General features: G+C 70.6%; 20 protein-coding genes. 9 read left to right on the forward strand and 11 right to left on the reverse strand.

Going from position 1 to position 21,975, the window contains the following annotated elements:
* Nucleotides 1–64: 64 nt before the first annotated feature.
* Nucleotides 65–1,741 (forward strand): ArnT family glycosyltransferase, encoded by a 1,677-nt coding sequence (locus BU198_RS30530; RefSeq protein ID WP_188300091.1) that lies wholly within the window; start codon nt 65–67, stop codon nt 1,739–1,741.
* A 38-nt stretch (nt 1,742–1,779) separates the two neighbouring features.
* Here the strand turns inward: BU198_RS30530 and BU198_RS30535 are convergent, their stop codons facing one another.
* The 5 genes from BU198_RS30535 to BU198_RS30555 form a co-directional block, all read right to left on the reverse strand.
* Nucleotides 1,780–2,274, reverse strand: a complete 495-nt coding sequence (locus BU198_RS30535; protein ID WP_188300092.1) for a GNAT family N-acetyltransferase — start codon at nt 2,272–2,274, stop codon at nt 1,780–1,782.
* A gap of 88 nt (nt 2,275–2,362) precedes the next feature.
* The gene (locus BU198_RS30540; RefSeq protein WP_188300093.1) at nt 2,363–3,187 is read right to left on the reverse strand and encodes a histidine phosphatase family protein; all 825 of its coding nucleotides are present in this window, start codon (nt 3,185–3,187) and stop codon (nt 2,363–2,365) included.
* Between the two features lie 154 nt (nt 3,188–3,341).
* Entirely contained in the window at nt 3,342–4,952 is a 1,611-nt protein-coding gene (gene mctP, locus BU198_RS30545) for a monocarboxylate uptake permease MctP (RefSeq protein WP_188300094.1), read from the reverse strand.
* Nucleotides 4,949–5,212 carry a DUF3311 domain-containing protein gene (locus tag BU198_RS30550; protein ID WP_188300095.1) on the reverse strand — a complete coding sequence of 88 codons (264 nt, stop codon included), beginning with the start codon at nt 5,210–5,212 and terminating at the stop codon, nt 4,949–4,951. Before BU198_RS30550 ends, mctP begins: the two co-directional genes overlap by 4 nt.
* Before the next feature lie 398 nt (nt 5,213–5,610).
* Nucleotides 5,611–6,402, reverse strand: a complete 792-nt coding sequence (locus BU198_RS30555; protein ID WP_223245170.1) for a GntR family transcriptional regulator — start codon at nt 6,400–6,402, stop codon at nt 5,611–5,613.
* Nucleotides 6,403–6,738: 336 nt separating this feature from the next.
* On the opposite strand from BU198_RS30555, the gene BU198_RS30560 reads away from it, so the two are divergent.
* From BU198_RS30560 to BU198_RS30590, 7 genes are all read left to right on the forward strand, one after another.
* On the forward strand, nt 6,739–8,010 hold the full coding sequence (locus BU198_RS30560; protein ID WP_188300096.1) for an extracellular solute-binding protein: 1,272 nt from the start codon (nt 6,739–6,741) through the stop codon (nt 8,008–8,010).
* 91 nt (nt 8,011–8,101) lie between these two features.
* Nucleotides 8,102–9,127: a carbohydrate ABC transporter permease gene (locus BU198_RS30565; RefSeq protein ID WP_188300097.1), complete on the forward strand. Its 1,026-nt coding sequence runs from the start codon at nt 8,102–8,104 to the stop codon at nt 9,125–9,127.
* Nucleotides 9,124–9,954, forward strand: coding sequence for a carbohydrate ABC transporter permease (locus BU198_RS30570; RefSeq protein ID WP_188300098.1), 831 nt, complete (start codon nt 9,124–9,126; stop codon nt 9,952–9,954). The genes BU198_RS30565 and BU198_RS30570 overlap by 4 nt, the downstream gene beginning before the upstream one ends.
* A 6-nt stretch (nt 9,955–9,960) precedes the next feature.
* On the forward strand, nt 9,961–11,514 hold the full coding sequence (locus BU198_RS30575; RefSeq protein WP_188300099.1) for a glycoside hydrolase family 3 protein: 1,554 nt from the start codon (nt 9,961–9,963) through the stop codon (nt 11,512–11,514).
* A 437-nt stretch (nt 11,515–11,951) separates the two neighbouring features.
* Nucleotides 11,952–13,253, forward strand: a complete 1,302-nt coding sequence (locus tag BU198_RS30580) for an extracellular solute-binding protein (RefSeq protein WP_188300120.1) — start codon at nt 11,952–11,954, stop codon at nt 13,251–13,253.
* 265 nt (nt 13,254–13,518) lie between these two features.
* Nucleotides 13,519–14,577 (forward strand): SIS domain-containing protein, encoded by a 1,059-nt coding sequence (locus BU198_RS30585; RefSeq protein WP_188300100.1) that lies wholly within the window; start codon nt 13,519–13,521, stop codon nt 14,575–14,577.
* 495 nt (nt 14,578–15,072) lie between these two features.
* Nucleotides 15,073–16,593 (forward strand): sensor histidine kinase, encoded by a 1,521-nt coding sequence (locus tag BU198_RS30590; protein WP_188300101.1) that lies wholly within the window; start codon nt 15,073–15,075, stop codon nt 16,591–16,593.
* A gap of 476 nt (nt 16,594–17,069) precedes the next feature.
* Here the strand turns inward: BU198_RS30590 and BU198_RS30595 are convergent, their stop codons facing one another.
* Both BU198_RS30595 and BU198_RS30600 read right to left on the reverse strand, forming a co-directional pair.
* Complete coding sequence (locus BU198_RS30595) at nt 17,070–17,321, reverse strand: WhiB family transcriptional regulator (RefSeq protein ID WP_014138019.1); 252 nt, start codon at nt 17,319–17,321, stop codon at nt 17,070–17,072.
* A gap of 369 nt (nt 17,322–17,690) precedes the next feature.
* Nucleotides 17,691–18,662, reverse strand: coding sequence for a diacylglycerol/lipid kinase family protein (locus BU198_RS30600; RefSeq protein WP_188300102.1), 972 nt, complete (start codon nt 18,660–18,662; stop codon nt 17,691–17,693).
* A 50-nt stretch (nt 18,663–18,712) separates the two neighbouring features.
* On the opposite strand from BU198_RS30600, the gene BU198_RS30605 reads away from it, so the two are divergent.
* Entirely contained in the window at nt 18,713–19,141 is a 429-nt protein-coding gene (locus tag BU198_RS30605) for a hypothetical protein (RefSeq protein WP_188300103.1), read from the forward strand.
* 72 nt (nt 19,142–19,213) lie between these two features.
* Here the strand turns inward: BU198_RS30605 and BU198_RS30610 are convergent, their stop codons facing one another.
* From BU198_RS30610 to BU198_RS30625, 4 genes are all read right to left on the reverse strand, one after another.
* A complete protein-coding gene (locus BU198_RS30610) occupies nt 19,214–20,320 on the reverse strand; it encodes a SigB/SigF/SigG family RNA polymerase sigma factor (RefSeq protein WP_317620387.1) in 1,107 nt (368 codons plus the stop codon).
* A 185-nt stretch (nt 20,321–20,505) separates the two neighbouring features.
* Entirely contained in the window at nt 20,506–20,916 is a 411-nt protein-coding gene (locus BU198_RS30615; protein ID WP_188300105.1) for an anti-sigma regulatory factor, read from the reverse strand.
* Nucleotides 20,917–21,104: 188 nt separating this feature from the next.
* Nucleotides 21,105–21,581 carry a GNAT family N-acetyltransferase gene (locus tag BU198_RS30620; protein ID WP_188300106.1) on the reverse strand — a complete coding sequence of 159 codons (477 nt, stop codon included), beginning with the start codon at nt 21,579–21,581 and terminating at the stop codon, nt 21,105–21,107.
* A 10-nt stretch (nt 21,582–21,591) separates the two neighbouring features.
* The gene (locus BU198_RS30625; protein WP_188300107.1) at nt 21,592–21,975 is read right to left on the reverse strand and encodes a nuclear transport factor 2 family protein; all 384 of its coding nucleotides are present in this window, start codon (nt 21,973–21,975) and stop codon (nt 21,592–21,594) included.

The following is a 21,975-nucleotide window of genomic DNA, read 5'->3' on the forward strand; positions in this document are numbered from 1 at the left end:
CCCGGGGCGTGCGCCCCCGTCGGGGCGCGTCCGGATGCGAAGTCCCAGATGAGGAGCAGTACTGATGAGCGCGGACGGCCGCTGGATCCGGCCCGAGTCCACCCGCAAGCCCGTCCTCGGCGGGGCCGGGCCGACCGGGGCGGCCCTCGGCGAGCGTGCCCGCACGGCCGCCGGGCCCGCCCCGGCCGACCGGCGCCGCCGCAAGCCGGGCCCGCCCCCGGTGCCGCACCCGGCCCGGCCGGTCCTGCGGGCGGACTGGCTGTCGCTGCTGGCCGTGCTGCTGGTGCAGGCGGCGCTCTCGTACCACCTGATCCTCAGCAACACCGCCTTCATCGACGAGGGCACCTACATCTACGCCGGCTACCAGGAGGTCGCGCACCTGCGGCACGGCACCCCGGTGTCGACGTACGAGACGTTCTTCTCCGGCTCCCCGCTGATCTACCCGGTGGTGGTGGCCGTCGCCGACTTCCTCGGCGGGCTGAACGGCGCCCGGCTGCTGAGCCTGGCGTTCATGCTCTCCGCCACCGTGGCCGTCCACCTGGCCACCCGGCGGCTGTACGGCTCGCTCGCGGCGTTCTGCGCGGCGGCGGCCTTCGCCTCGCTCGGCCCGACCCAGTTCCTCGGCGGCCTGGCCACCTACGACGCGATGGCGCTGGCGGTCCTCGCCTGGGCCGGGTACTTCGCGGTGCGGCTGACCACCGGCGGCGGGTACCCGAGCCTGGTCGCCTCCGGGCTGCTGCTGGCGCTGGCCGGCGCCACCAAGTACGCGGCGCTGCTGTGGGTGCCGGTGGTGGCGGGCATCGCGGTGCTGGCCGGGCCGCGCGGCTCGCTGCGCGCCCGGGAGGCCTGGCGGCGCGGGCTGCTGCTCCTGCTCACCTTCGTGGTGGCGGTCGGCGCGGTGGCGCTGGCGGCCGGCGAGAAGTACGTCAACGGCTTCAACCACACCACGCTCCAGCGCGCCCCCGGCCACGACTCGTACTCCTACGTGGCCTCGGAGGCCGCCCGCTGGGTCGGTCCGCTGCTGGTGGTGGCACTGGCCGGGGTGCTGGTGCAGCTGGTGCGGGCGCGGCGGCGCGGCGGCGCGGCCTGGCCCGAGTTCTGGCTCGCCACTCTGCTGCTGCTGGCCGGGCTGATGGCGCCGGTGAACCAGATCCGCATCCACACCTGGCTGTCGCTGCAGAAGCACGTCGACTTCGGCGCCTGGTTCTCCTGCATCGTGGTGGGCCTGGTCCTGGCCCGTACGGTGCTGTGGCTGAAGGGCCGGCTGCACCTGGTGGCCGGGGTCGCGGCCGCCACCCTGGTGGTCGGCCCGCTGGCCTGGGTGGGCGCGGCCCAGGGCCGGGAGATGAACGGCGAGTGGTCGAACTCGACGGAGTTCGTCGCCGCGCTGGAGCCGTACATCGTCAAGGGCGAGGACCGCTACCTGGTCGAGAACTACAACGTCCCCGCGTACTACCTGCGCAAGCAGACGAACTGGCAGCAGTGGCACGACCTGGTGGCCGTCTTCCGGCGGGACCCGGACACCGGCCAGATGCAGAACGGCGTGCCCGCGATCCAGGCCGGGATCCAGGCCCACGAGTGGAAGGTCGTGGTCCTGGACTTCACCCAGACCGCGGCCATCGACAAGGCGATCCAGCCCACCCTGAAGGCCGCCGGGTACCGGGTGGTCACCGTGGTGACGAGCGGGAAGCACGGCCGGTACACCATCTACGTGGCACCCGGGTACGACAAGAAGCAGTGAGGCGCGGCGGCGACGGGCGCCCGGCGCCCGCGGCCCGCTCAGAACGCCATGGTGTAGACCATCAGGTCCAGCCCCGGGTACGGCGACCAGTCGCGTCCGGGGGTGCGCAGGAAGCCGACCCGCTCGTAGATCCGGTGGGCGGTGGTCATCTCGGGGCGGGTGGAGAAGGCCATGCCGGCCAGGCCGAGTTCGCGGCTGCGGGTGACGGTGGCGCGCACCAGCGCCTCGCCGACGCCGCGGCCGCGGGAGGCGGCGGCGGTGGAGAGCATCCGTATCTCGCCCTCCCGCGGGGAGGCGATGTCCGCCCACTCGGTGCCGCCGACGGCGAAGGTCACGCAGCCGAGGACCCCGGCACCGGCCGGGTCGACGGCCACCAGGAGCTCGGCCTCGCGGGCCCGCCGCGCGGCGTCGCGCAGCAGCTCGACGTAGTCGCTGGTGGGCTGGGTGAAGCCGTCGCCGACGAAGGCCTCGACGGTGATCCGGCCGGCGTCGTCGAGGTCCTCGGGGAGGGCCTGGCGGATGAGGAAGTCCATCGGGCCAGTGTGCCGGAACCCCGTGCGGCGCGGACCTCCGGGGTCGGGCGGCCCGGGGGCAGCGGAGCGGGCACCGGTCACCGGTCCGTCAGTCCTCCCTGGTCGCCAGGTGCTCGACCCCGTTCCAGCCGTCCGGCCGCAGCCGTCCCTCCTGGGCCCGCCAGAGGCTGGTGGAGCAGTTGTGCACCGGCCCGAGCGCGGTGAGCTGCTCCTCGGTGAGCCGGTCCAGCGCGTAGCGGAGCATCAGCACCGTGCAGTCGTGCGCGACCAGCAGGACGGGCCGTCCGGCCTCCTCCTCGCACAGGTCCCGCAGCACGCTGCGCACCCGCAGCGCGACGTCGGCCCAGGACTCGCCGCCCGGCGGGCGGTAGTACAGCTCGCCCATCTTGCGCCGGCGGGCCGCCTCCTCCGGGTGCTTGGCCTCGATCGCGGCCTTCGGCAGCATCTCCAGGACGCCGAGTTCGCGGTCGCGCAGCCGCTCGTCGTAGCGGACCGCGAGGGTGACGGGGACGGCGCCGAGCCCGGCGGCCTGGGCGAGCGCGATCCTGGTGGTCTCGGCGGTGCGCGCGTACGGCGAGCACCAGACGCTGCGCGGGCGGTCGGCGCTGGGCAGGCCGGCCCACCAGTGGCCGAGCGCCTGGGCCTGCTGCCGGCCGTGCAGCGACAGCGGGATGTCGGCGTCGCGGCAGCTGATCGGGACGCTGAGCGCACCGGTGGCGTCGGCCAGCTGGAACTCGACGTTGGCGGTGGACTCGCCGTGCCGGGTGGCGATCAGCACGGACGGCAGCCGGCCGGCCGCCACCGGGCGGTGGGCGGTGGCGTGGAGGTGCGGGTTCTGGGGGGTGACGTGCTGCTGGTGCTGGCTCTGGGTGGACTGGTGCTGGCCGTTGAGGGTGGTGCCGAGTTCTGCCATGGCCGCGAGCTCCCCGTGGTCGATCAGGTTCCGGCCGGATGCCGGTCCGGTCTGGTGGTGCCCGGCGTGCACGCCTGTTCATACATATGATCGCGCCGCCTTCTCCAGTGTTCACGGAGAAGGCGGCGCGATCACAGGGCGCGTACCGGGCGAATCAGTGCGCCGCTACAGGCTCCGGCGCGTTCTTCGGCTCCTCCTCGCCGGCCTCGGCGCTGTAGTCGGACGGCCTGGTCTCGTCCGGGCCGTCCGGCGCCTTGAGCGCCCGCAGCACCAGGGTGAGCGCCACCGCGACGAGCAGGTTGAGCACGAAGGCGGTCAGGCCGATGTAGCCGATCTCGCCGATCCCGGGGATCTCGGCCGCGCTGCCGCCGAAGTGCTTGGTGGCCGGGCTGGCGATCCCGTACGCCTTCCAGGTGCCGTACCCCATGCCGGCCGCCCAGCCGGCGAACAGCGCCCAGTGGTGGAACCAGCGGGTGAACAGGCCGCCGACGATCGCCACGAAGGTCTGGAGGATCCACAGCCCGCCCAGCAGCTGGAGGTTGATCGCCGCCTGCTTGTCCATGCCGAGCACGAAGATCAGCGCGCCGACCTTCACCAGCAGCGAGACCAGCTTGGCGATCCGGGTCTCGTCGGCGGGGGTGGCGGCGGGCTTGAGCCACTCCTTGTAGACGTTGCGGGTGAACAGGTTGGCCGCCGCGATGGACATGATGGCGGCCGGCACCAGCGCGCCGATGCCGATCGCGGCGAAGGCCACGCCGGTGAACCAGTCGGGGAACATGTCGGCGAACAGCTGCGGCACGGACAGCTGGGCGTTGAACCCCTTGACGCCCTTGCCGACGCCCGCCGCGATCGCCATGAAGCCGAGCAGCGCCAGCAGGCCCAGCATCAGCGAGTAGGCGGGCATGATCGCCATGTTGCGGCGCACGGTGTTGCGGGACTTGGAGGCCAGGACGCCGGTCACCGAGTGCGGGTACATGAACAGGGCCATCGCCGAGCCGAGCCCGAGCGTGGCGTACGTCCACTGCTTGTTCTCGGGGATGGTCAGCGAACCGGCCTTGGCCTCCTTGAAGTGCTGCGCGGCCGAGTCGAAGATGTGCCCGTAGCCGCCGAGCCGGATCGGGATGTAGATCACCGCGACGATGATCACGATGTAGACCAGGGCGTCCTTGACGAAGGCGATCAGTGCCGGGGCGCGCAGGCCGGAGGAGTAGGTGTAGGCGGCCAGCACGCCGAAGGCCAGGAACAGCGGCAGGTCCTTGACGAACCAGTTGGCGTTCTGCCCGCCGCCGACGCCCAGCACGTCCAGCACGGCCTGGATGCCGACGAGCTGCAGGGCGATGTACGGCATGGTGGCCAGGATGCCGGTGAGCGCGATCACCAGGGACAGCGGCCGGGAGCCGTACCGGCCGCGCACGAAGTCGGCCGGGGTCACGTAGCCGTGCACCCGGGAGACCGACCAGAGCCTGGGCAGGAAGAGGAAGACCAGCGGGTAGGCGATGATCGTGTACGGCACCGCGAAGAAGCCCGCGGCGCCGGTCGCGTACACCGCCGCCGGGACGGCGACGAAGGTGTACGCGGTGTAGAGGTCACCGCCGAGCAGGAACCAGGTCACCCAGGTCCCGAAGCTGCGGCCGCCCAGGCCCCACTCGTCCAGGTGCGCGGCGTCGTCCGCGCGGCGCCAGCGCGAGGCGAGGAAGCCCATCACGGTGACCAGGACGAAGAACAGCACGAAGACCACGAGGGCCGGCACGTTGACGTCCCTCATCGCGCACCGTCCTTCCGGGCCGCCGTGCGGGCCTTCTCGTCCCGGGTGATCAGCAGGTAGGCGGCGACGGTGAACACCGCCGACACCGGCACCCAGAGCAGCTGGTACCAGTAGAAGAAGGGCACCCCGGCCACCGCCGGGTCGCTCTTGCTGTAGGAGGACACCCAGAGCATCGCGACGATCGGCACGAGCAGGGCGAGGCCGGCCAGTACCCGCTCGGGCGTCACCGCGGGGACGGGCCTCCCGGGTGGCTCGGGCATGACATCTTCGACGGCAGGGTGATCAGAGGGCATCTTCGGCTCCGCTCCGGAGGGGTTCCCCGTCGGCGCCGCAGCCCGGCCGGCGCGAAGCCGTACGGGCCCGCCGAGCAGCACCATCGGTGATCGGCAGTCAGATCGGTACGGCTGCGCAATCTAGAGCATGGGGTGATCCGTGTCACCGGAGTTGACGCAACTTCCCACCAGACGGACGTAACCGACCGGTGTCCGCCGTCGAAGGGCGCAAAGGAGCCGTCGGCGGGGGCGCGGAAATACGTTGTCATGGCAACGGAAAAGGATTCGCCGTCGCCGGACGTCATCAAGCTGTCGGCGCGCAACGCAGAAGGCACCGGCGCGCGAGTCGCGTGCGCCGGTGCCCGAAGTGCGGTGGGGGAGTGCGGTTACTCCGGACGCTTCAGTCGGGTGATGAACTTGTAGCGGTCGCCGCGGTAGATCGAGCGGACCCACTCGACCGGATCGCCCTCGGCGTCGAAGGAGTGCCGGGAGAGCTGGAGCATCGGCAGGCCGAGGTCGGAGCCGAGCAGGCCGGCCTCGCGCGGGTTGGCCAGGGTGGTCTCGATGGTCTCCTCGGCCTCGGCCACGGTGACCCCGTACACCTCGCGCAGCGCCGCGTACAGCGAGTTGTGCCTGGCCAGGTTGCGGCGCAGGGCGGGGAAGCGCTTGGCGGACAGGTGGGCGACCTCGATGGCCATCGGGTCGCCGTTGGCCAGCCGCAGGCGCTCGATCCGCAGCACCCGGCCGCCGGGCTTGATGTCGAGCAGCGGGGCGAGCCGGTCGTCGGCGGTGATGTAGCCGATCTCGATCAGCCGGGAGGCGGGCTCCAGGCCCTGGGCCCGCATGTCCTCGGTGTAGGAGGTGAGCTGGAGGGCCTGGGCGACCTTGGGCTTGGCCACGAAGGTGCCCTTGCCCTGGATGCGCTCCAGCCGGCCCTCGACGACCAGCTCCTGGAGGGCCTGGCGCACGGTGGTGCGCGAGGTGTCGAACTGGGCGGCCAGGGCGCGCTCGGGCGGCACCGGGGTGCCGGCGGGCTGGGTCTCGGTGAGCTGCAGCAGGTGCCGCTTCAGGCCGTAGTACTTGGGGACGCGCGCGGTCGGGTCGGTGCCGGCCTGCGTCGGGAGGTTGTTCACCTCGGGGCCGTTGACCTGGGCCGTGGTTCCCCCGTCGCTGCTCATCGGACCTGTTCTCCCGCTTCTCGCGAGGCCTTCGCCGACCCCGCCACATCGTTAACGGCTCACATCGTTGCATGTATGGCTACGGAACGAATACCTCATCACGCGATGAACGATGTGCGGTGTCGGCTTGATAACGGGTGGTCGAGATCGGTCGAACAGCCGTTGACAGGCCCATTGGTCTAGGCCAAGCTCCAGGCATCTGGTCTACACCACTAGGCCGGTCACTATGAATCCCCCCACCCGTTCGAAGGGGTCGGCGGCACCTTTCCCCCCGCTTTGTGTGGGTCTGCCGCTACCGTCCGACGGGGGCACCCAGGCATCCCTCAGGAGGATGGCGTGAAGCGTCAGCTCATCGCGGCGGTCGGCGTCGCAGCAATGGTCGTCGGCCTGGCGGCTTGTAGCTCGGACGGCAAGGACAGCGGCGGTTCGTCCTCGGCGGCCAAGAACTACGACGGCAAGACCCTGACCGTGTGGCTGATGGACGGCTCGGCCCCCAAGGGCTGGGAGGAGAGCGTCAAGGCCGACTTCGCCGCGGCCTACCCGGGCGCCAAGCTCGAGGTCCAGACCCAGAAGTGGAACGGCATCGGCCAGAAGGTCACCGCCGCCCTCTCCGAGGGTTCGGTGGACGTCCTGGAGATCGGCAACACCCAGACCGCGGGCTACGCGGCCACCGGTGGTCTGCTCGACATCACCAAGGACAAGTCCGACCTGGGCGGCGCCGACTGGGCCGCCAACCTGAACGAGTCCTCGATCATCGACGGCAAGCAGTACGCCGCTCCGTGGCTGTTCACCAACCGCGTGGTGACCTACAACAAGGACATCTGGGCCAAGGCCCAGATCGCCGCCCCGCCGAAGACCCTGGAGGAGTTCTACGCCGACCTGGACAAGGTCAAGGCCGTCCCCGGTGTCAGCGACGCCCTCTACATGCCCGGCCAGGAGTGGTACGTCTACTTCGGCCTGCTGACCAGCGAGGGTGGCAAGGTCGCCAAGAAGGAAGGCGACAAGTGGGTCGGCGGCCTGTCGAGCCCCGAGGGCCAGAAGGCGTTCGAGACCTACAAGAAGCTGCAGAGCCACTCGGTCACCGCGCCGAAGGACAAGGACGAGGCCACCCCGCAGCAGAAGGACCTCTTCGCCAAGGGTGACATCGGCACCATCATCGGCCTCGGCTGGGAGATCCCGAAGCCCGAGGAGCTGGCGGCCGACAAGATCGGCTACTTCGCCCTCCCCGGCGCGACCGCGGACAAGCCGACCAGCGTCTTCCTCGGCGGCTCGAACCTGGCGATCGCCCAGCAGAGCAAGAACCCCGAGCTCGCCAAGGGCTTCCTGAAGATCGCGATGAGCGACAAGAACGAGGGCCTGATCGCCTCCTCGGGCCTCATCCCGAACAAGGTCTCGCTCAACAGCAAGGTCACCGGCGACTTCGCCAAGGCCGCCCTGCCGGCCTCCGCCAACGGCGCGACCACCCCGAACGTTCCGACCTGGACCAACGTCGAGAACGAGCCGAACCCCATCAAGGAGTTCCTGACCGCGGCGCTGAACGGCGACCCCGTCGCCGCGGCCAAGAAGGCCGACGACGAGATCGCGAAGCGTCTCAACCAGAAGCAGTAAGGCAGTTGAGCGGCGTCGCTCACCGGCTCCCGGCGGGGGGTCGGTGGGCGGCGCCTTCCGTCGTGGTCGGGTTTGCAAGGAAGAGAGAGCGATGGCTGCGCAGTCGGAACGGGTGCAGACACAGTCCCCGGAGTCAACGAATTCCGTGGTGGCGTCGACAGACAGGTCCACCACCCCCGGTGCCGAACGCACCCCGAAGAGGACCGGCAGAACATCGGGCGGGCCGAGTACGGCGTCCAGGTTCGCCCCCTACCTGCTGCTGCTGCCGGCCCTCGCGGCGACGCTCGTCCTGCTGATCTGGCCGCTGATCGAGACCGTCGTGGTCTCGTTCCAGAACCTCAACAAGCGGCAGTTCATCCAGCACCTGACCGAGTGGAACGGCTTCGCCAACTACACCGATCAGCTCGGCAACTCCGAGTTCTGGGCGATCACCCTGCGCACGGTGATCTTCACGGCGGTCAACGTCGTGCTGATCATGGTGTTCGGCACGCTGATCGGCCTGCTGCTCAACACCCTCGGCAAGGGGATGCGGCTGCTGCTCTCGGTCGGCCTGCTGCTGGCCTGGGCGATGCCGGTGGTCGCCGCGACCACCGTCTACACCTGGCTCTTCGATCAGCACTTCGGCGTCGTCAACTGGTTCCTGGACAAGCTGGGCTGGCACTCCATGGCCAACTTCAACTGGACCAGCGGCCAGTACTCCACCTTCTTCGTGATCATCCTGCTGATCGTGTGGCAGTCCGTCCCGTTCGTGGCGTTCAACATGTACGCGGGCCTGACCACGATCCCCAAGGAGCTCTACGAGGCCGCCCGGATGGACGGCGCCGGCTCGGGCAAGATCTGGACCTCGGTGATCTACCCGATCATGAAGCCCTTCCTCCTGGCCACGACCTTCCTCGAGGTCATCTGGGTGTTCAAGGCCTTCACCCAGGTCTACCTGATCAACAAGGGCGGCCCGGACGGCCTGACCCGCACCCTGCCGGTGCACGCCTTCCTGGAGGGCATCGGGTCCCAGCGCTTCGGCGTCGGCTCCGCCATCGCGGTGCTCACCATCCTGATGCTGGGTGCGCTGATGGCCTACTACTTCCGCATCATTCTCAAGCAGGAGGACGAGCTGTGAGGCGCTCGCTTTTCGGACGCACCTGGCCGAACGTGATCGCGGTCGTCCTCTTCGTCTTCTTCATCTTCCCCGTCTACTGGATGTTCTCGACCGCGTTCAAGCAGAACAAGGACATCGTCAGCCGGGACCCCGTCTTCCTGCCGCTGAACGGCACGTTCGAGCACTTCGACCGGGCCGTGCACGTCCCGCACTTCTGGACGTACGTCACCAACAGCCTGATCGTCACCGTCGGCGCGGTGGTCGGCTCGCTGCTGATCGCCACCCTGGCCGCCTTCGCGATCGCCCGGATGCGCTTCCGCGGCCGCAAGAGCTTCGTCCTCGTGGTGATGGCCGCCCAGATGGCGCCCTGGGAGGTCATGGTCATCGCGGCCTACCTGATCGCCCGCAACAACGACATGCTCAACAGCCTGGTGCCGCTGACCGCCTTCTACCTGATGATGGTGCTGCCCTTCACGATCTGGACGCTGCGCGGCTTCATCGCCGCGGTGCCGAAGGAGCTGGAGGAGTCGGCCATGGTGGACGGCTGCACCCGCACCCAGGCCTTCGTGAAGGTCATCTTCCCGCTGCTCGCCCCCGGTCTGATGTCGACCTCGCTGTTCGGCTTCATCACCGCGTGGAACGAGTTCCCGTTGGTCAACATGCTGAACAAGAAGGAGGCGGCGCAGACCCTCCCGCTCTGGCTCTCCTCCTTCCAGACCGCGTTCGGCACCGACTGGGGCGCGACCATGGCCGCGTCCACCCTGTTCGCCGTGCCGATCCTGATCCTGTTCATCTTCCTGCAGCGCAAGGCGGTCAGCGGCATGACCGACGGCGCCGTGAAGGGCTGAGTCAACGTGAGCATCCTCGTTCCCACCGTCACGGACAGCGACCAGCTGCACCGCGACGCCCTGACCGTCCTCCAGCCCGGCTTCGTCGGCACCGAGCCGCCGGAGTGGCTGCGCCGCCACCTCGCCGCGGGCCTCGGCTCGGTCGCGCTGTTCGACCGCAACGTGGTCGACCTCGACCAGCTGTCCGCGCTCACCGGGGCGCTGCGCGCCGAGAACCCCGACCTGCTGATCGCCATCGACGAGGAGAGCGGCGACGTCACCCGGCTGGAGGCGGGCTCCGGCTCGTCCTGGCCCGGCAACCTCGCCCTCGGCGCGATCGACGACCCGGCGCTGACCAGGGACGTCGCCCGCGAGCTGGGCCGGGCGCTGGCCGCGGCCGGCGTCAACTACAACTGGGCGCCCACCGCGGACGTCAACTCCAACCCGCGCAACCCGGTCATCGGCGTCCGCTCCTTCGGCGCCGACCCCGAGCTGTGCGCGCGGCACACCGCCGCCTGGGTCGAGGGCCTCCAGTCGGCCGGCGTGGCCGCCTGCTCCAAGCACTTCCCCGGCCACGGCGACACCGCGGTGGACTCGCACCACGGCCTGCCGGTCATCGACGTCGACCTGGACGTGCTGCGGGCCCGCGACCTGATCCCGTTCCAGGCGGCGATCGCGGCCGACACCAAGGCCGTGATGACCGCCCACATCATGATCCCGGCGCTGGACCCGAAGCTGCCGGCCACCCTGAGCCCGGCCGTGCTGAGCGACCTGCTGCGTGCCGCGCCGGCCGACGGCGGCCTCGGCTACCAGGGCCTGATCGTCAGCGACGCGATCGAGATGGGCGCCATCGCCGACACCTTCGGGATGGGCGAGGGCACCGTGCTGGCCCTGGTGGCCGGCGCGGACGCGATCTGCGTCGGCGGCGGGCTCGCCGACGAGGAGACCGTGCTGATGCTGCGCGACGCCATCGTGGCGGGCGTGCGCTCCGGCCGACTCGCCGAGGAGCGGCTGGCGGACGCCGCCGAGCGGGTCCGGGCGCTGGGCAGCTGGGGCCGGATCGCGGCCCAGGGCGAGCGGGTCGAGCCTGACCTGGCGGTCGGCCTGCGGGCCGCGCGCCGGGCGCTCAAGGTGGTCCGGGCGCCGGGCCGGGCGGCGTCGCCGGTGAGCGAGCGCCCGTACGTGGCCTCGTTCTCGGACGAGCCGAACATCGCGGTCGGCGACGTCACCCCGTGGGGCGTGGCCGGCATGCTGGCCGACCGCTTCCCCGGCACCCGCACCCGCGAGGTGTCGGCGGCCCAGGCCGCGCCGGAGCTGCTGGACGCCCTGGTCGGCGAGGTGCTGGCGGGCGCCGAGGGCCGCCGCCTGGTGCTGGTGGTCCGGGACGCGCACCGGCACGCGTGGATGTCCGCCGCGCTGGACCGCCTGGTGGCGGCCCGGCCGGACGCCGCCGTGGTCGAGATGGGCCTGCCCCAGTCCGAGCCGGTCGGCGCGCTCTACATCGCCACCCACGGCGCCGCCCGGGTCTGCGGACTGGCGGCCGTGGAGGTCCTCACCGGACAGCCGGGAGCGGTCGGCTGAAACGATCGACGAGACGTCACCGGCCGTGTCCGGCAGACGTCGGCCGACGGGCCCGTCATGCGCATGTCGCATGGCGGGCCCGTTCCGTTTTCCCCGCGTTGACCTGCAAATCCGTCAACTGACCGTGTTCCCTCAAGTGGGCCTTAAATCCACCTTAAGATCTACTTACGGTGACGGAACGACAACTGGCGGCCACGCGGTACAACAGCTCTGCAACGGCCGCCCTAAGTAAGGCTTTTGGTCGTTGACACCACCTATGGTCTAGGCCAGAGTCCAGTCATCCGGTTCGAATTTCAACCTCGCCGGATGTGGTATCGGCCCTCCCCGAAGCTCTTCGCCGCCCCCTGTCCGGTTCTCCGCCGCGGGCGCCAATCACGCTGCCGGCGGGCAACACGGCTCTACACCCCTCGGAGGATGGCGTGAAGAAGCGTCAGCTCATGTCGACGCTCGGGACCATGGCACTGGCGGTCGGTCTGACAGCCTGTTCCTCGTCCGGCACACCCGCGTCGGACGGCGGCAGCGCGAACGGCTCCGCCGACGCGAAGGCCGCCGGCGGCACCGTCACCGTCTGGCTGATGGACGACGCCCAGAAGAACTGGCCGGACCTGGTCCAGCGGGTCAACGACGAGTTCGCGGCCAAGTACCCGAACGTCAGCCTCAAGCTCGTCTACCAGGGCTGGGCCGACAAGGTGGGCAAGCTCGACAAGGCCATCGCCGACGGCAACGCCCCCGACGTGGTCGAGCTGGGCAACACGGAGACCATGAAGTACGTGCTCTCCGGGGCCCTGGCCCCGGTGGACCGCAGCACCTTCGACAACTCCGACAGCTGGATCAAGGCGCTCGCCAACACCTGTACGTACCAGGACAAGCTCTGGTGCGTGCCCTACTACGCCGGCGCCCGCGTCGCCATCTACAACTCCTCGACCTTCCAGCAGGCCACCGGCAGCGCCGACTTCCCGAAGAACGAGGCGGACCTGCTGGTCGCCCTGGACAAGATCGCGGACAAGACCAAGGGCGACAAGTCCTTCTCCCCGCTCTACCTGCCGGGGCCGTACTGGTACGCCGCGATGAGCTACGTGGCCGCGTACGGCGGCGGCATAGCCAAGTTCGACAGCTCCGGCAACTGGCACGGCACCCTGCACGACCCCAAGTCCCAGCAGGGCATCAGCCACTTCGTCGACCTGGTGCGCAAGTACAACAAGGGCGACCTGGCGCAGAACGAGCAGAACCAGTTCGAGGCGATGGCCCGCGGGCGCACCGCGTCCTTCTACGGCAACGGCTACGAGGCGGCCAGCGTCACCGCGCCGGTCACCGGCGACCCGAGCATCAAGGACGCCGTCAAGCTGGCGACCATGCCGGGCCCGGACGGCAAGCCGCTGCCGACCTTCATCGGCGGCTCCGACCTCGCCGTCACCGCCAAGTCCCAGCAGGTCGCACTGGCCACCGACTGGGTCCGGATGTTCACCAGCACCAAGTCCGAGCAGGCGCTGGCCGACAAGGACATCCTCCCGAACAACCTCACCCAGCTGAACCCGCTGAAGAACAAGCCGGCCACCGCGGCGGCCGCCAACGCCGTCCCGGACGCCTGGTTCACCCCGCTGGCTCCCGGCTGGGGCGCGATCGAGAAGCAGAAGATCATCCCGGACATGCTGACCGCGATCCTCAAGGGCAAGTCGGTGGACCAGGCCACCAAGGAGGCGGACGCCGCGATCGACCAGCTGATCAACAAGACGTCCTGATCAACAAGACGTCCTGACCGACGGGGCGTCCTGACCGTCAGGGCGTGCTGACCGGTCGTCGCGCCCCTCGGCGCGCCCCTCCCGCTTCCGGCAGGGGCGCGCCGAGGGGCGCGCGGACGTTCCGGCGGAGGTGCCCGGCGGCAGGTGCGCCCGTAGGATTGCGGCACGCAGAACCGCAGCGAGTGTGCGGACTCGCCGCCCGTGGAGGTCCCCGCCGGGCAGCCGCCCGAGCGGGGTCGAACCGTCACATCGGAGGCAGACCCAGATGTCCGACCCGCAGACTGTTTCCGTCCCCGGCCGGATCATGGCGGCGGAGATGGCCGAGCAGCCGGTTGTCCTCCAGCGCATCCTCGACGAGGGTGCCCCGAAGATCCGCGAGGTCGCCGCGCAGATCGCCGCCCGCAGCCCGCGCTTCGTCCTGCTCACCGCGCGCGGCACGTCCGACAACGCCGCGCTGTACGCCAAGTACCTGATCGAGATCCTGCTCGGCAAGCCGGCCGGCCTGACCTCGATGTCCACCACCACCGCGTACGGTGCCAGGCCGGACCTCACCGACGTCCTGGTCGTCACCGTCAGCCAGTCCGGCGGGTCGCCCGACCTGGTGGCCTCCACCAAGGCCGCCCGCGAGGCCGGTGCCATCACCCTCGCGGTGACCAACAACGCCGCCTCGCCGCTGGCCGAGGTCTCCGAGTTTCACATCGACGTGCTGGCCGGCCCGGAGAAGGCGCTGCCGGCCACCAAGACCTACACCGCCGAGCTGCTGGCGCTCTACCTGCTGGTCGAGGGCCTGCGGGGGGGCGACGGGGCGGCCGCCAAGGAGCTGCCGGGGCTGGCCGCCGGGGTGCTGGCCCGCAGGGCCGAGGTGAAGGCGCTCGCCGAGCGCTACCGCTTCGCCCAGCGCCTGGTCATCACCTCGCGCGGCTACGGCTACCCGACCGCCCGTGAGGCGGCGCTCAAACTGATGGAGACCACCTACATCCCGGCCACCCCGTTCTCCGGCGCCGACCTGCTGCACGGCCCGCTGGCGATGGTGGACAACGTCTCGCCGGTCATCGCGATCGTTCCGGACGGCAAGGGCGGCGAGGCCCTCCAGCCGGTCCTGGACCGCCTGCGCGGGCGCGGCGCGGACCTGGTGGTGGTCGGCCAGCAGGCGCAGGTGGAGGCCGCCTCGGCGGGCTTCGCACTGCCGGCCGGCGTGCCGGAGGAGGTGCAGCCGATCCTGGAGATCCTGCCGCTCCAGCTGCTGGCCTACGAGGTCACCATCGCCCGGGGCCAGGACCCGGACGCCCCGCGCGCCCTGGCCAAGGTCACCGAGACGAGGTAACCCGGTCCGGACGCGAGCCGGCCCCCGGTCCACAGTCGTGGGCCGGGGGCCGGCTCTCTGAGCGGCGGAACATGGTTCGGGGGGCCGCGAGCACGAGGTCGCGGGTCCAGGGGCCGCGGGGCCGAAAACACTACGGGCCACGGCGCCGACACGGGACCCTCAACCCATGCGGCACCGTAGCCCGGAGCTGTCGTCGGGCACCGGAGTCGACCGAGAACTGTGCGGGGTCCTCGCTCGGCGGCGTCCGACCGAGGAGGGGCCGCGCGCGGTCAGGGCAGTTGCGCGGGGGCCTCTCCTTGGTGCCCTTTCATTGTGGACTAGACCAATCTCGGTTGTCCAGGCCTCTCGGCAAATTGGTCTAAACAACTTCAGGGGGGCGGCCGGCCCCGCGGAGCCCCCGCCGAACCCCTCGCCGGGCTGCCGGCCGGACCCCGGCGGAAGCCCGCCCACCGGTCCGCCGCGCCCCGCCGGGACCGGCGGCGCTACCCTCGCCATGTGCCCTCGCTGAACGAACTCGTCCGCCGCCACACCACCCTCACCGGGACCGATGTGGAATGGCTCCACCACCTGGTCGCGGAGTGGCAGCTGCTCTCCGACCTCTCCTTCGCCGACCTGGTGCTGTGGATCCCCACCTGGGACGGCATCCGCTACGTCTCGGTGGCGCAGATGCGGCCCAACACCGGGCCCACCTCCTACCAGGACGACATGGTCGGCCACCTCGTCCCGCGCGGCCGCCGTCCGCTGCTGGACGCCGCCTTCGACGAGGGCAGGATCGTGCGCGAGGGCGACCCGGAGTGGCGCGAGGAGGTCCCGGTCCGGGTCGAGTCGATCCCGGTCCGGCGCGAGGGCAAGGTCCTCGGGGTGATCGCACGCAACACCAACCTGCTGACCGTCCGCACCCCGAGCCGGCTGGAGCTCACCTACCTCCAGAGCGCCTCCGACCTGGCCCAGATGATCGCGGCCGGCTCCTTCCCCTACCCCGGCGTCGAGCAGGCCGACATGGACGCCGCGCCCCGGGTCGGCGACGGCCTGATCCGGCTGGACGCGGACGGCGTGGTCACCTACGCCAGCCCCAACGCCCTCTCCGCCTACCACCGGCTCGGCCTCACCACCGACCTGGTCGGCAGTCACCTCGGCCGGGCCACCGCCGACCTCGCCCCGCCGTCCCGCTCGGCCGTCCACGAGGCGCTGGTGAAGCTGGCCAGCGGCTGGGCGCCGCGGCAGACCGAGGTGGAGGCGCAGGGGGGAGTGGTGACCCTGCGGGCGATCCCGCTCAAGCCCAAGGGCATCCTGACCGGCTCCCTGGTGCTCTGCAGGGACGTCACCGAGCTGCGTCGCCGCGACCGCGAGCTGATGACCAAGGACGCCACCATCCGGGAGATCCACCACCGGGTGAAGAACAACCTCCAGACCGTCGCGGCCCTGCTGCGGCTCCAGTCCCGCCGGATGGATTCGGAGTCCGGCCGGGCCGCGCTGGACGAGGCGGTGCGCCGGGTCGGCTCGATCGCCATCGTGCACGAGACGCTCTCCCAGGCGCTGGACGAGAAGGTGGCCTTCGACGAGATCGCCGACCGGGTGCTGTCGATGGCGATGGAACTGTCCCAGGACGGGCGGGTGGCGACCCGCCGCAGCGGCAGCTTCGGCATCCTGTCCGCCGAGGTGGCCACCCCGCTGTCGATGGTGCTGACCGAACTGCTCCAGAACGCCCTGGAACACGCGTTCGGTCCGACCGCCTCCGGGAACCTGGAGATCAGCGCGCTGCGCGGACGGGCCCCCGCGACCGGGATGGGCTGGTCGGACAGCTGGAACGGCGGTGCCAGGCCGGAGGAGTACCTGTTGATCACGGTGCAGGACGACGGTCGCGGGATGCCGGAGGGGTTCGACCCGAAGACGGCCGGCAACCTCGGTCTCCAGATCGTCCGGACGCTGGCCACCGGCGAACTGGGCGGCACCTTCGACATGGTGGCCGGCCCGAACGGCGGGACCAAGGTGATCCTGGAGATCCCGGTCCGCTGAGGATCCGCTTCACTGAGGATACGGTCCGCTGAGGCTCCGGTCCGAGGGGACCCGGGCCTGCCGGGAATCCGTGGCGCGAAGGAGCGCGGCGGGGGCGCGCACTCGGCGAGAGCGCCGGGTGAACGCCCCGCGCGCCGGAGTGCGGAAACAGAAACGAGGCCCTGTCGACCGGGGGGGGGGTGGGTCGACAGGGCCTCTCAACCCGTTCCGGCCGTCGGGGGGAGTCGGCCGGAACGGGGGCTCTGGGTGGTGCGACACCTCGCCGGTGCATTGCACACGGTGAGCGCCACAGCTCCACAATATTGCTCTAAGTGAACAGTATCAAGTGGCCGGGCGGGTCCGGTGTCGCGGAACCCGACTGGGCCGGGTCCTTTGTTCGGAAGGCTTCACCAGGAGGTGCAGGGAAGCCTTTGATCATGTGTCGATCGGTACTGCGGTGGCCGTCGGTGCTACGGCGTGTGATCAGACGGTGCTGATCAGGCGGTGCGGGCGCGGTTGCGGGCGGCGCGGCGCTTCATCGCGCGACGCTCGTCCTCGCTCATGCCGCCCCAGACGCCGGCGTCCTGACCGGTTTCGAGAGCCCACTGGAGGCACTGCTCCATCACCGGGCAACGGCGGCACACGGCCTTGGCTTCCTCGATCTGCAGCAGAGCAGGACCGGTGTTCCCGATCGGGAAGAACAGCTCCGGGTCCTCTTCGCGGCAGACAGCGCGGTGGCGCCAGTCCATGGTCGTCCAACTCCTCCTGCCGCGGGGGGTGGCCCGATCGGCATAATCGAATGGCTTGTGAATGTGAACGCTTTCACGAATCCCGCAACAGCAAAAGAGACCAAAGGCCTACCGGGCCCGGGTGGTCTGTGCTGGGGGGGATTCGGCGATTCGAGGGACACCCCGCGGTCGGCGCTCCTGTACTTCCGGAGTTGCCGTCGCTGCGATGTGTCCCGATCGCCATGTAGAGGTTCGCAAACCTCGGGCTCGGATACAACCCCCTTCGGGGAGGAATTTTGGATTCTTCGGTGTCGCCTAGCTCACAGCCAGTACTTCTATGGAGTGAAGGGGGCTTGTGCGTTCGAGAAGAAGGAGGAACCCCCCTTCCAGTCACACAATCACACGCAGTGCCCGCCGTACGCCTGTGAAACTGACGCGACTCCTGTCTCCAAGGTGGTCGCCGTCGACCTGGAAGGGGCTGGGTTCCTCTGAAACCAAGGTGAAGTGTCTGACGTCGTGATAGGAGACGACGTGCTTCCCCGAGGGGCCGGCCGGAGGGGCGCCGTCGCTCGAAGACGTGTACGACCGCAGGATCTGACGGACCGTTCGAGCAGTGCCGAACGCCGTCATCCGGGTGATGCCGAAGACGTCCAGGTCCGTGTCGAAGGAGGCGAGTGGTGAAGGGTAGACCGGACGGTTGCCGAGGAACGTCCAGGGAGAGGTGTTGCTGACTATCGACAGGACCAGGCCGGGAACCGGCGCGCGGCCCGGCAGTTCCAGGGAGACCGGGCCGGAGCGGCGCTGGTCACGCTGGGTGAAGTAGTGCCGGAGCGCCTGGCCGACGTACAGGGCGTGGGTGGACTTGCGCCCGGCTCTGCGCTGGTCCTCGACCCGGCCGACCACCCCGGCGTCGAAGCCCAGCCCCGCGGTGAAGGTGAACCAGCGGTCCGGCAGGCCGTCGGTCATCGCCTTGCCCAGCCCGATCGGCCGCTCGCGGCCGTGTTCCAGCGCGTCCAGCAGGGCGCCGGTGGCCTCCACCGGGTCGTTGGGCAGTCCCAGCGCGCGGGCGAACACATTGGTCGAACCGCCCGGCACCACGGCCAGTCGCGGGACCTTCTCGCCCGGGCCGTGCGCCAGCAGCCCGTTCACCACCTCGTTGACGGTGCCGTCACCGCCCAGCGCCACCACCAGGTCGACCGCGCCGTCCTCCGCCGCCTCGCGGGCCAGGTCGCGCGCGTGGCCCCGGTACCTGGTCTCGGCGACCTCCAGCTTGAGGTCGCTGCGCAGGGCGTGGATCAGGACGTCCCTGGTCCGGCCACTGGTGGTGGTGGCCTTGTGGTTCACGACCAGGAGAGCGCGCATGGGGAAAGCCTACGGGTCGGTACGCACCGACCGGCGGCTACCCTGCTGGAGTGACCGCAGAAACCTCCGCACCCGTACCCGCGGCCGGCTCCGGCCGCCCGGCCTCCCTGACCCTGGGAGCCGCCATCACCGCCCTGGAGGGCGCCGCGCTGGCCCTCGTCGGCGTCTGGGACATGGTGGCCGCGCTGTCCGGCGAAGCCAGGCACCTGGCCCTGAACGAGTTCGGCGGAGCGGTGATCGTGCTGCTCGGCGTGCTGCCGGTGCTGGCCGCCCGCGCGCTGCTCAAGGAGCGCCGCTGGGGCCGCAGCCCGGCGGTGCTGACCAACTCGATCTGCCTGCCGGTCGCCTACTACATGGTCGAGAACGGCGGCGCGATGGTCGCGGTCGGCGCGCTGATCGGCGTGCTCGGCCTGGTGGGCATCGGCTGCCTGCTGAACCCGAAGTCGACGGCGGCCCTGTACGCCCCGTCCGAGGACTAGGGCGCGCAGGGCCGACGGGGCGCGCAGGGCCGACCGTGCGGCCGCCCAGCCCGAGCTGAGCGGCCGTCAGTCCTACTCCTCCACCAGCAGCTTCTCCCGCAGCTGGGCCAAGGTCCTGGCGAGCAGCCGGGACACGTGCATCTGGGAGATCCCCACCTCGGCGGCGATCTGCGACTGGGTCATGTTCCGGAAGAACCGCAGCACCAGGATCTTCTGTTCCCGGGGCGGCAGTTGGGCCAGCAGCGGCTTGAGCGACTCGCGGTACTCGACGCCCTCCAGCGCCTCGTCGGTGGCGCCCAGGGTGTCCGCGACGGCCGGCGACTCGTCGTCGCTGTCCGGCACGTCCAGGGACAGCGTGGAGTACGCGTTGGCGGACTCCAGGCCCTCCAGGACGTCCTCCTCGGAGATCCCCAGGTGCTCGGCCAGCTCGTGCACCGTGGGGGAGCGGCCGTGCCGCTGGGAGAGCTCGCTGGTCGCCGTGGTGAGCGACAGCCGCAGCTCCTGGAGCCGGCGCGGGACGCGCACCGCCCAGCCCTTGTCGCGGAAGTGCCGCTTGATCTCGCCGACGATGGTCGGCGTCGCGTAGGTGGAGAACTCGACCCCGCGCTCGTGGTCGAAGCGGTCCACCGACTTGATCAGGCCGATGGTGGCGACCTGGGTCAGGTCGTCCAGCGGCTCGCCCCGGTTGCGGAAGCGCCGGGCCAGGTGCTCGACCAGCGGGATGTGCATCCGCACCAGCTGGTTGCGCAGTTCGACCCGCTCCGGGGAGCCCTCGGGCAGTGCGGACAGCCGGACGAACAGCGCGCGGGCGGCCTCCCGGTCCGGGGCACCCGAGCGGTGCGAGACCTGGGTGGGCACGGCGACGTGCGGCCCGGTCTCGTTCGCCGCGTTCGCCTCGCCGGCCTCGTTCGCCGAGGCCGGCGCGTCCGTCGTGTCCGTCGTGTTCGCCTCGTCCGTCGCGCTCGCCTCGCCGGCTTCGTCCGTCGCGGCCGTCTGGTCCACCGGGTCCGGAGGGGGCGTGGAGGCAGGCGTCGGCTCGGACGTCGGCTCGGTGGGGTGGCTCATCCGGTGGGCGTCCTTCGGGTGCGCTTCGTCGTTGGCGGCGAGGCCGGGAACGCTCGCCTGGGTCGGTACGGCAGGTCCCGCCGTCGCGAGGCCGGTACGGTCCAGATCACTCACGGCCATTCCCCCGTTCCGTTCCGGGAGCACCGGGGCCGGTGGCCCCGGAATCGTCTCGTTGGTCGTACCGCATGGGTGGCGGTACCGGGAGCCGTCCGTCGGTCCCCGGAGCGGGGAGCGGCGGACGGCCCTTGCGCGGGTGGTGCTCGGTGCTGCTCGGTCGTGCGGTGCGGTGCGGCGCCCGACTAGTGGGCGGGTGACCCGCCGCGCTTCTTGTGCAGGCTGATCGTCACGGTCTTGTCCTCGGCGACCGAGGAGTCGACCTCGCCGGCCAGCGCGGAGAGCACGGTCCAGGCGAAGGTGTCCCGCTCGGGGGCCTTGCCGTCGGTGGTCGGTGCGGCGACGGTCACCTTCAACGAGTCGCCGACCAGCCGGAACTCGCAGGACAGGACGGAGCCGGGCACCGCCTGCTGGAGCAGGATGGCGCAGGCCTCGTCGACCGCGATCCGCAGGTCTTCGATCTCGTCGAGGGTGAAGTCCAGCCGGGCGGCCAACCCGGCCGTCGCTGTTCGCAGGACGGAGAGGTAGGCCCCGGCTGCGGGCAGCCGAACCTCCACGAAGTCCTGAACACCGAGATCGCCGTCGATCTTGGACACCCTTGCCTCCTGGGTGACGCGCTGTGCTTTCTTGGTACCCCGCTTGTTACCGCTTGCTACCCCCGAAGGGGGTCCGGCGTCGCGGATCCGCCATCGCTCTGCCTTCCGCACCCCGGTTCGGGAGTTACTCATGGTAAGGCATTGCGACGCAGGGTGGCAGACCCTTTCTCCGGACTGCGGAAGGCCGTTCAGGGCCGCCCGACGGCGGTCAGCGCCTCGTCGGTGAGCCGGTACACGGTCCACTCGTTCATCGGCACCGCGCCGATCGACTTGTAGAAGTCGATCGAGGGCTGGTTCCAGTCCAGGACCGACCACTCCACCCGCGAGTAGCCGCGCTCGACGGCGATCCGGGCGAGCTCCAGCAGCAGTGCCTTGCCGTGGCCGCCGCCGCGCGACTCCGGGCGGACGTAGAGGTCCTCCAGGTAGATCCCGTAGGTGCCGCGCCAGGTCGAGAAGTTGCGGAACCAGACCGCGAAGCCGACCGGCTCGCCGGTGACGTCGTCCTCGGCGATCAGACCGTACAGCGCCGGGTCGGCGCCGAACAGGGCCTCGTGCAGCTGCTCCTCGGTGGCCTTCGCCTCGTGCAGGGCCTTCTCGTAGTCCGCGAGTTCGCGGACCATGGCGTGGATGACGGGGACGTCGGTGGCGACGGCGGTGCGGATCATGCCTGTGAGCCTACTGCTCGGGACCCGTCTCGTCCCAGGCCTGGAGGGAGGTCTGGTCGACGATCCGGCCGTCCCGCAGGCCGGCCATCGAGGACATCAGCACCCGGACCCCGTCCGGATACCGGCAGGACTCCAGGAAGGCGGCGTGGTCGCCCTGGACCACCACCTGTTCCAGCTTGTGGGTCATCTCGCGGCCGTAGATGTCGTCCAGCATGGCGCCGATCTCCTCCCGCCCGTGCATCACCAGGGGGTGGCTGGGCTGGGTCCTGCGATCGACCATGCGCAGTTCGGCGTCCTCCGCGTAGAGCGCCAGGAGGGTCTCGGCGTCGCGGCGCTCGATGCCCTCGCGCAGCGCGCGGGTGTCGAAGGCGGTGGGGGCCGCCATGGTGGCCAT

It is taken from the genome of Streptomyces sp. CBMA156 (assembly GCF_014596515.1).
Lineage (GTDB): Bacteria > Actinomycetota > Actinomycetes > Streptomycetales > Streptomycetaceae > Kitasatospora.